Genomic DNA, 9,287 nt, shown 5'->3' on the forward strand with positions numbered 1-9,287 from the left:
AGGGTTTATTTGAGATGCTTATTTTTAAGAGTATGCTTTTATTTTAGGAATGTTTTGATCCGATGAGTCGAAAGCTCAGGTTGTGCTCACTCTTAAGTTGATGGGCATGGTGTCTTACCCCCAAGCATCCATTCTGTCAAAAAATTATCATTCATAATCTCCATCCTCCACATCTATTATACTTACTACTACAATACCATTTACTTCATATATTTTTTTTGATTTTTTTTGCTAAACTACATATACCCACATAAACAAAAAAGAGTTGACCTTTTTGGGTCAACTCTTACTTTTCTCTTCTTCTACTTTAGTCTCACGTTTATTTGTAGCAATTAATTCACGAAAACGTCTTCCTTAAAACCTAAAACATTATTATTCATAAGGTTTTATTTTGTTATTTTATCAATTAAATAATTCAGAACCGTGACTTGTTTTGTTACAATTAATCCTTCGCAAATCATTCCCACTTTTACTTCTGCCTTTTTCCCTTTTTGATTATGCAATAGTTTATTTTCCATAGAAGCATATGCCTTATAAAAACTAGCACCACTTTTAGGGTCTTGCTTTGAATCAATTCCTATTTTTGTAACTTTACCTTTCAATTCCCCATATTCCCTATAGGGAATTGATGGAAAATGATACTTAATTTCTTTTCCCTCTTTAATACTATTAATATCTTTATCGGAAATAGCTAATTCTATTCTATATTGTGAATTATCCTCAGGAATAATTGTCGCAATATGTGCCCCTGGCTGAATTAAATCATCTTTATTAATAGGTGTATCAATACTTACTATTCCATTAATAGGAGCCTTAATTATATAACCATCTATACTTGCATTTAAATTATTTAGATTAAAATTTAATTCATTAATTTTTTCATTTGCAAGTTGGATCTCTGTATCTATTTGATTTAATTCAGTTTTACTATATTTACTTAAAGATGAGTTATCATTGGTATCTGACATCTTCCCTAGCAACTGATTGTTACTTTCAACTACAGCTTTAAGTTCGTTTACTTTATTTTGATTCTCTTCTATTGTACTCATTAATTTTGTAAGAAATTGATTTTTGAATTTATCCAACTCATCCTTAGATTGAATGTTATTAACATTCATTTGATAATCTACAAATTGAACATAGTAAGAGCTATCTTTTGGTAAATAGTTCACGTTATCATTTACCGATCTTTTCAAATTTTTTAGGTTATCTAAAGTTTCATTTGCGGTCTTTATTTGAGCCTTAGTAGTTTCTATTTGAACCTGTATTTGCCCCTTACTTAAATTACTTTGTTGCTTTTGATCGTTATAATCTGACTGGTTTTTTAAAAACCTATTATAATAATATTCTTCTGCGGGTGTATTACTAAAAGGATTTTTATTATCTTTAATAGCGTTCTTAAGTTTCTTTAAATTGTCAACATGCTTATTTTTTTCTTCTAATTGGTGCTCATAATTTTGTTTTTGTATATTAAGATCATCATGTTCAATAGTAAATAAAACTTCTCCCGCTTTAACCTTTTTTCCTTCTTCAATATTTATATCCTTTATTTTACCTGTATTCTTACTACTTATTATACTGACTTCCTTATCAGGTCTTACAACTCCGTTTAATTTTGTTACAGTTTCAATTTTACCAAAATACGCCCATATCAAGAAAGCAAAGAGCAAGAAAATTATTATATAAATGAAAATAATTGTAAAAGAACGTGGTTTACTATCCATAACTTCTCTACTATCTGTTAATTCATCTATATCTATAATAATATTACTCACTATAAACAACCTCCTTGACTGGTTTAAATGCTTTTTTTTCATCTTCATAATAATCAGGAAGTTGATCTTTCCATAGGGAATAGTAATCACCCTTATAATCCATCAATTCACTGTGAGATCCACTTTCTACTATTTTTCCTTTTTCAAGCACATATATCTTGTCACATCTCATGATTGTACTTAATCTATGCGCTATTATAATTGTAGTTATATCACTACTAAATTCATGCATAGTTTTCTCTATAGCCTTTTCAGTAGTAGAATCTAAATTACTCGTTGCTTCATCCATAATAATAATATCAGGTACCTGTAAAATTGCTCTTGCAATAGCCAATCTTTGCTTTTCACCACCTGAAAGGTTTGAACCATTTTCTTCAATCGTCGTTTCATACCTTTGAGGTAGTGAATTTATAAAGTCATGAATCTGTGCCTTTTTACAAGCTGCTACTACTTTTTCATGATCTACCTCATTACACCCCAGGGTAAGATTCTCTTTCATAGTACCATTAAACAAAAATATATTTTGTGAAATATATGCAATCTTATCCCTTAATACTTCGGTATTTAAATCTTTCATATTGAAACCATTAATTAAAATTTCGCCTTCTTCACATTGATAAAAATTCATTAATAGTTTTGATATTGTTGTTTTTCCCGATCCACTCTCACCAACTAAGGCAATCCTTTGACCTTGAGGAATGGTAAGATTCAATTCTTTTATTAACAAAGGTCGTGTTCCATATCTAAAGTTAAGATTTTTAAATTCTATATCTCCTTTTAATGTTGATGGCATAATTTTTTTATTTTCGTCTTCACTTTTTTCTAGTTCTAAGTCTAATATTTCTCCCAATCTATCTGCTGCAACTATTGCAGTTTGTAATTGAGGCTGTAAATTAATTAAATTTTCTATAGGAGTGATAAAATAAACCAATAAAGCATTAAATGATAATAGTTCTCCAATAGTTAATTTTCCATGAAGAACTTCATAGGCACCTATCCAAAGCAATACAATACCAAATATAGACTTAATACCAGTCTTTAAAGATATCTGTATATTATTAATTAATCCATTTTTAAATACACTTTTAATAAGTTTTACCAATCTTGTTTCAGTTTCTAAATTTACCTTTCTTTCAGCGTTAAATGCCTTTACAGTCTCAATACCATTTAGAGATTCGAATAAATAAGAAGTTATTTGTGCATTATTCTCCATAGCTTCCCTATTTACATTTTCAATAGGTTTGTTGAATGACCAAACAATAATCGCATATAAAACCACGGGAACTATTGTAATGCCAAATAACAGCTGATTTTGATTATATAAAATAAATCCACCAGCAATAGCCATTAATGTATCAATCATTATAGTTAACGTAGCACCTGAAATTGCTTCTCTTATCTTTGTAGCATCATTAAATCTAGAGATTATTTCACCAGTTTGTCTTGTTGAAAAAAAGCTCATTGGAAGATCTATGACATGTTTATAGTATCCTAACATTAAAGGTATATCTATTCGTTGGGATAAATACAAAAGAAGCTGAGTTCTAAAAGCATTTAGTATGACAGAAAAGAGGCTTAACACAACAAATCCTATTGAAAATATATGTAATGTTTCTTCAATATTATATTGTAAAACATCATCCATTAGAATTCGAAAATAAAAAGATCCTAAAATACCCAATATAGTATAGAAAATGGATGCAAAGAATATATTTAGTATCAATCCTCTTTGTGGTTTTAATAACCCCATGAATCTTGAAAGTATACTAGTAGTTTCATCCCCTTTTTTAAATTCAACTGATGGCATCATTAAAAGCAATACACCCGTCCATATTTTAGAGAAATCTTCAGGTGAATACTCTACTATTCCTTTTTCAGGGTCAGCCACTATTATTTTTTTTCTAGTTGCTTTGTGAATAACCATGTAGTGATAGTATTTATCATTCAAATAAACATGAGCTATAGCAGGTAAAAATTCCTCATTAAAAAGACTCTCCATATTACATCTAACTGCTTTTGCATTAAACCCAAGCTTTTCAGCTGCTGTCACAATGCCTAAAGCGGTTGTTCCATGAAGATCCGTCTTTGTGTATTCTCTTATTTTAGCAATAGGTATCTTTAATCCATGTTTTCTAGAAATTGTTGCTAAACAAGCTGCAGCACAATCTTTTTCATCATGTTGTTTTACACATATGTATTTCCTAAACATCTGGTTACATCCCTTCCCTCGATTAATCTCCATAAATCCATTGATTTTAAATTACTGGATTAATCCCAAAATACATACAATTCTCATCCATAGTTTCTTAATGTATGTATAAAACTACTATTTTCATGATCAATTTATTACTCGTTATACAAAGAAAAAAATTCAGAATAATTAGACTTCAAGCGAGAAAAAACATTAAATCTTGATATTATAATTAGTAATTCGAGAATATATAAATTTAATGTATGTAGCTTGCTCACTACCCTATTTCATTCTAATAGCATATCTATCTTTTATAAGAAGTTATTACGCCTTTGTAACTTAAATGTAAGGAGTGCTTCAAATAGCTTTTCACCCCTTACAAAAAAGAAATATATTTATATCTTATGCTGTATTCAAACCTAAAATCTGTTTTTATAAATTTCTTTATAACTTATAAGTTCCAAGACATGAACTATCTACCTTTGCTTCTTCTATAGTACATCCACTGTTAGCTAAACAAGAATATTTTTACTGTTAATTATGTCAACAAAAGTATTTTAGATTATATATTTATTTGAGTTTATAAATTACCACATTTAAAAACCTAATAAAATATAAACTAACAGTGCATAAAGAGCCTTAACTATAAGTCTTTTTTTCTAATTATTATGCAATCTAATAGTAATAAAACTATACCTATACTAGTCAAAGAAATTATTGTTTGAACTGAATAATGAAAAACTTGGAATCCGTCCATTATATTTAAAAATGGCGTTTCTTTTAATATCTTTTCTAACGAGACTATTTTAGTTTTGTTAGCCATTAATTGCAAAGTAGTTTTAAAAGTATCAAAAAACATTAGGTATAATAACAAAAATGTAGCTATAAAGTTTTTCGTTATTATTGATATCAAAAACGCTATTGAACTAACAAATAATGTAAAAGAGATAAAAACCATTTCCATATTTAAAGTTAGTTTCATAATTAGATTGAGGTCTATTTCTCCACTATCCCAAAATATCGCTACTAATGCTAACGTACTAAATATTATTCCAAATAACATAGCTATAGTAATTGCTGAAAGACTTTTAGAAATTACTATAAAACTTCTAGATAACTTCCCTGTAAAAGTATATTTATACGTATTATATTCAAATTCTTCAACTAAAATTTTCGAACATATAATAACTAAAAACAAAGGAAAGGTATCCATTATTAATCTGATTTTCATTGCTATATCTTTGGTTAGCGGAAAAATGATTATCCCGATAATTAACATAAGAAATAGAAGAATATTACGTTTGTTAAGTATATTTTTCACATCTTTTTTGATTATATAAAATATAGTATCCATACCTTTTCCCCTCTATTTATTTAAGTCCTTCCTACCTAAAATAAATATTGAACTTCCTAAGCAAATGATAGTATACATTAGCATGCAGCCCACTTGAACTATTTGAACTTTCAAAGTATCTGTCCAATCAAAAATAATATATGTTGGTAAAATTTTTATTAATTGATACCAAGAAGGGAGCACATCTGCTTTTTCAAAATTAATAATAAATAAAGGAGCATAAAATTGGACTATACCGAAAAGTATTAAAGTATATATCATTGTTATACTCAATTTAAAAGAAATTGTTGTTACTAACATCGAAAAACTACCTATAAGAACTGCTACTAGTACATATATTAGAAATGTACTAACTAACTCATAGTTAAAAATATCATTAACTTTAGTTCCTTCATTAGTCCATAATAAGATTGCAATTTTTAGTAATACTTGAATTAACCAGCAAACAATACCAATCCCAAATATGGCAATTATTTTACCAAGGATTATACCCTTTCTTGAAAAACATCCAGTGAATATATATTTATAGGTATCATTATTAAAATCTCGTCCTAAAATGTATACACTAGCTAATATAAAGACAAATTTAATTGCTAGAAAATATTGAGCTAGATAATCATTGACACTAAATGAACTCGGAGCAACCTTAATCCAAAATAATACGTATATTATAGATAACGCTAAGGTACATTTGATTATTGCTGACTTGAAAATATTATGAAATTCAGTTTTTGCTAATTTAAATATATTACTATTCAACAATATTCCCCTCCATCATACTAAGAAATCTTTTCTCCAGGTTTTCTTTTTGCTTGTGGACCCCGATTATATTAATATTATTTTCTATAAGCATCGCTAAAATTTCTTGTAATGTATAATCATTTAAATTAACTAATACATTTTCTGTATCATCAACCACTGCACTTATATTTTTTGAAGCAAAGAAGTTAAGTAGTGTCTTAGGATCACTTATTTCAAAAACAAAATAATTACTACTGGACTCTGTTTTATTTTCCCTAGGAGACACTCGATCAATTATTTTACCGTTCTTGATAAAAATTACTTCTTTGCACATTGATTCTATCTCTGTTAGTACATGGCTTGAAATAATGATAGAAGTTTTTTTCTCTTCTGATAGGTATTTAATAATTCTTCTAATGTCTATTATTACATTGGGATCTAACCCATTTGTTGGCTCATCAAGTACTAGTAGTTTCGGATTTCCTAGTATTGCCTGTGCTAATCCAAGCCTCTGTTTCATCCCAAGTGAATATTGTTTTACTTTTTTATGTATAAAATCTTTAATTGCAAGTAGATTAATTATTTCGTATATCTCTTCTTCTGAACTACATCCTGATATCTTTGAAAAATAAAGTAAGTTATCATAGCCAGATAAGTTTGGATAAAAACCCGGGCTTTCTATAATACATCCTACTCTCTTTCTATCTTTATTTATTTCCTCCAATATATTTTCACCATCTACATAAACACTACCATCATACTTTCTAATTAACCCCACTATAATTTTCATCAAAGTGGATTTACCAGCTCCATTCGGTCCTACTAACCCTACTACTTCACCTTCTTTTATTGAAAGCGTTATATTTTCTAACACTTTCTGTTTCCCATAGAATTTTGTAACATCAGTAATATTTAAAATTGCTTTGTCTGTCATTTTTATCCCCTCACTCTTATTATCTAAAATATTTTAGATTTTTTTCGCTTTGCACTTTAATCTAAAATTTATGGCTACATAAAATTTTAGATTAAAACGTTCGATAAGATGGAATAGAATACTTATAAAATAAAGAATAATCTCCATTCAAATTACTAATTTATTCATCAATAAATTAGTAATTTGAATGGAACTAAACTGAATTTCCAAAAAACTAGCATAACCTTACAAAGTATAAACATTCTTTTAAAATAGATAAATATAAAAGAATGCTATACTCTGCACTTAGATCGGAAAACTATTCGCAGGTGTAACGTAAACCACCTGCGAATACCTTAAACCAACATTACACAGAAATGATTTTACTAAATTAACATTTTTTATCAAATTATTTGCTAGCATAGTTGCTCATAAACAATTAAATTAAATGAAAATAAAGAGTATCTCCTATTCTAATGCCATTACATTAGGCATATCCTTTTCCCTACCGATTCTTAAAAGTTCGTATCCAACACCAGCTAGTCCTACCATGAATCCATTATTTTCTTCTTCCATAAACTTCTCAGTTTTCATTTTTTCTAAAAGACAACCTGCAAAGTTCTTAATTGTATTAATAGAATTTAGATATAGCTCATTATCATTTAAAATTATTCCGGCTTCTTTTAAAATCATGAGATTCCCCATATCCCCATGACATAAACACCAATCATTTCTTAAACCACTATTTATTGTTGTTTCAATTGCTATATGGATTTCCTCATTTATTTGTGCATCCACATAGCCTAAATTCACTAATTGCAACTTACTCATTAACATTCCAGGCGCTCCATGACACCAACCGTTCGAGAAATTCTGTTCTTTTATTGATCTTTTCCAATTTTTCTCTTCTGCTACATATAGTGCTCTTTCAAATTTTAACGCTTTAGCAATAAGAGTTTTTATTTCATCTTCTTTAAAAATCTCATATAATCTATATAGTTGAGCGATAACTCCAGCATTTCCATGTGCATACCCAATATATCCTTTTTCTCCCCATGTAATTCCTGGAAAACCTTCAATAGTTATTGCTTCTTGTTTCACTTTTTCATATACCTTCATAGCTAAATGTAAGGATTCTCTTTTTAATTTTGCATTATCACTTTTGGAATAGATTGTAGTCATAACACCAATAATCCCTAGCTCCCTAATGACATCCAGCTTAATTGAAGAGTTAATTTTTTGTTTTATTAATTTATAGATTTTTAAAATTGTTTTTTCATACTTTTTACTAGCATTACTATAATCAATATAAAATAAAGTATATGCAACTCCTGCTAATCCAGAAAATGTACCAATATCAACATTTTCTAGTTCAGAATCATCCATATCCTCTGGTATCTGTTGTAATATTGTATTACATATTTCCTCTCTAATACCAGAATATTTACTATTATTAGATTCCTCTTCAAGGTAATTAAAAAACAATGCAATTCCTGCCAATCCATAATATAAACTGTTTTCTAATGTCTGGTATGTATTAAAACCCCATTCATTTTCTCGATTTCCAAACCACGTTCGATCTCGCCCTTCAGGAGATTCTCCAATTATACTTCTAGGTAATAAATAATCTGCAATTTTTTCAGCTATTTCTACAAATTCTTGCTTTTCCCACTTTCGCACGTTATTTTTTTGGTATTCTGTTAATGTTTCTTGTTTAATTGGTTCCGTAGACAGTTTTGAATTAATAATAGCTATTTGTCTATACATATCGATTTCATTCATCTTTTTTATTTTTTCTTGTATTTTAGCAGTAGTGCTATTTACCAACTTAACCTCAACATCATCTGAGCACCATGTAAATACATCTTTTGCGTTTCCTTTTACACTAAAATAAGGCACATCTCCTCTAAGCATGTCACGTATTTCCAGAAAATTAATATTAAAACTTTTGTCATCTGTTTTCTTGGCAAGCCTATGTAAAAATACCTCTCTATCTATACTATTAGTTAGTACATCCGGATGATAACTGCTATATAAAACATTTGTATATACATTAGTAGGTCTATATACAATTCGAACAGGTGCCTCACTAAAAAGTTCATTTATCTTTTTAACATAAACATCCTTATTTAGCATTATCCACTTATACATGTATTTAAAGCCATCTATAATATTCTCTCTATAACCTTTTGAATCAATAGATTCTCCTCGTATATTAATATTTAAGCCCTATCTCAGGCTTAGTTTTACTCTCTAATAAGAGTCCAGTAATAAAGAAAATACTTGGACGTCTCAAGATATTTCTAGATAATG

6 protein-coding genes are annotated in these 9,287 nt (G+C 28.5%); all 6 read right to left on the reverse strand.

The window, feature by feature from the left end; genetic code table 11:
- Positions 1-386 precede the first annotated feature (386 nt).
- The gene (locus tag MR168_RS30975) at positions 387-1,775 is read right to left on the reverse strand and encodes a beta-barrel domain-containing protein (protein ID WP_174402587.1); all 1,389 of its coding nucleotides are present in this window, start codon (positions 1,773-1,775) and stop codon (positions 387-389) included.
- Positions 1,768-4,017 (reverse strand): peptidase domain-containing ABC transporter, encoded by a 2,250-nt coding sequence (locus MR168_RS30980; RefSeq protein ID WP_242291721.1) that lies wholly within the window; start codon positions 4,015-4,017, stop codon positions 1,768-1,770. Before MR168_RS30980 ends, MR168_RS30975 begins: the two co-directional genes overlap by 8 nt.
- 592 nt (positions 4,018-4,609) lie before the next feature.
- Entirely contained in the window at positions 4,610-5,320 is a 711-nt protein-coding gene (locus MR168_RS30985; protein WP_053512393.1) for an ABC transporter permease, read from the reverse strand.
- Positions 5,321-5,332: 12 nt separating this feature from the next.
- Positions 5,333-6,079, reverse strand: coding sequence for an ABC transporter permease (locus MR168_RS30990; protein ID WP_086412516.1), 747 nt, complete (start codon positions 6,077-6,079; stop codon positions 5,333-5,335).
- A complete protein-coding gene (locus MR168_RS30995) occupies positions 6,072-6,995 on the reverse strand; it encodes an ABC transporter ATP-binding protein (protein WP_086412515.1) in 924 nt (307 codons plus the stop codon). Before MR168_RS30995 ends, MR168_RS30990 begins: the two co-directional genes overlap by 8 nt.
- Before the next feature lie 447 nt (positions 6,996-7,442).
- A complete protein-coding gene (gene lanM, locus MR168_RS31000) occupies positions 7,443-9,194 on the reverse strand; it encodes a type 2 lanthipeptide synthetase LanM (protein WP_348980681.1) in 1,752 nt (583 codons plus the stop codon).
- Between the last annotated feature and the right edge of the window lie 93 nt (positions 9,195-9,287).

The sequence above is a fragment of the Bacillus cereus group sp. BfR-BA-01356 genome, assembly GCF_022663635.1.
Lineage (GTDB): Bacteria > Bacillota > Bacilli > Bacillales > Bacillaceae_G > Bacillus_A > Bacillus_A cereus.

What these genes read in the sequence shown, in the direction of transcription:
- MR168_RS30980 (WP_242291721.1), bottom strand. Translation starts at nt 4,017, where the DNA reads ATGGAGATTAATCGAGGGAAGGGATGTAACCAGATGTTTAGGAAATAC.
- MR168_RS30985 (WP_053512393.1), bottom strand. Translation starts at nt 5,320, where the DNA reads ATGGATACTATATTTTATATAATCAAAAAAGATGTGAAAAATATACTT.
- MR168_RS30995 (WP_086412515.1), bottom strand. Translation starts at nt 6,995, where the DNA reads ATGACAGACAAAGCAATTTTAAATATTACTGATGTTACAAAATTCTAT.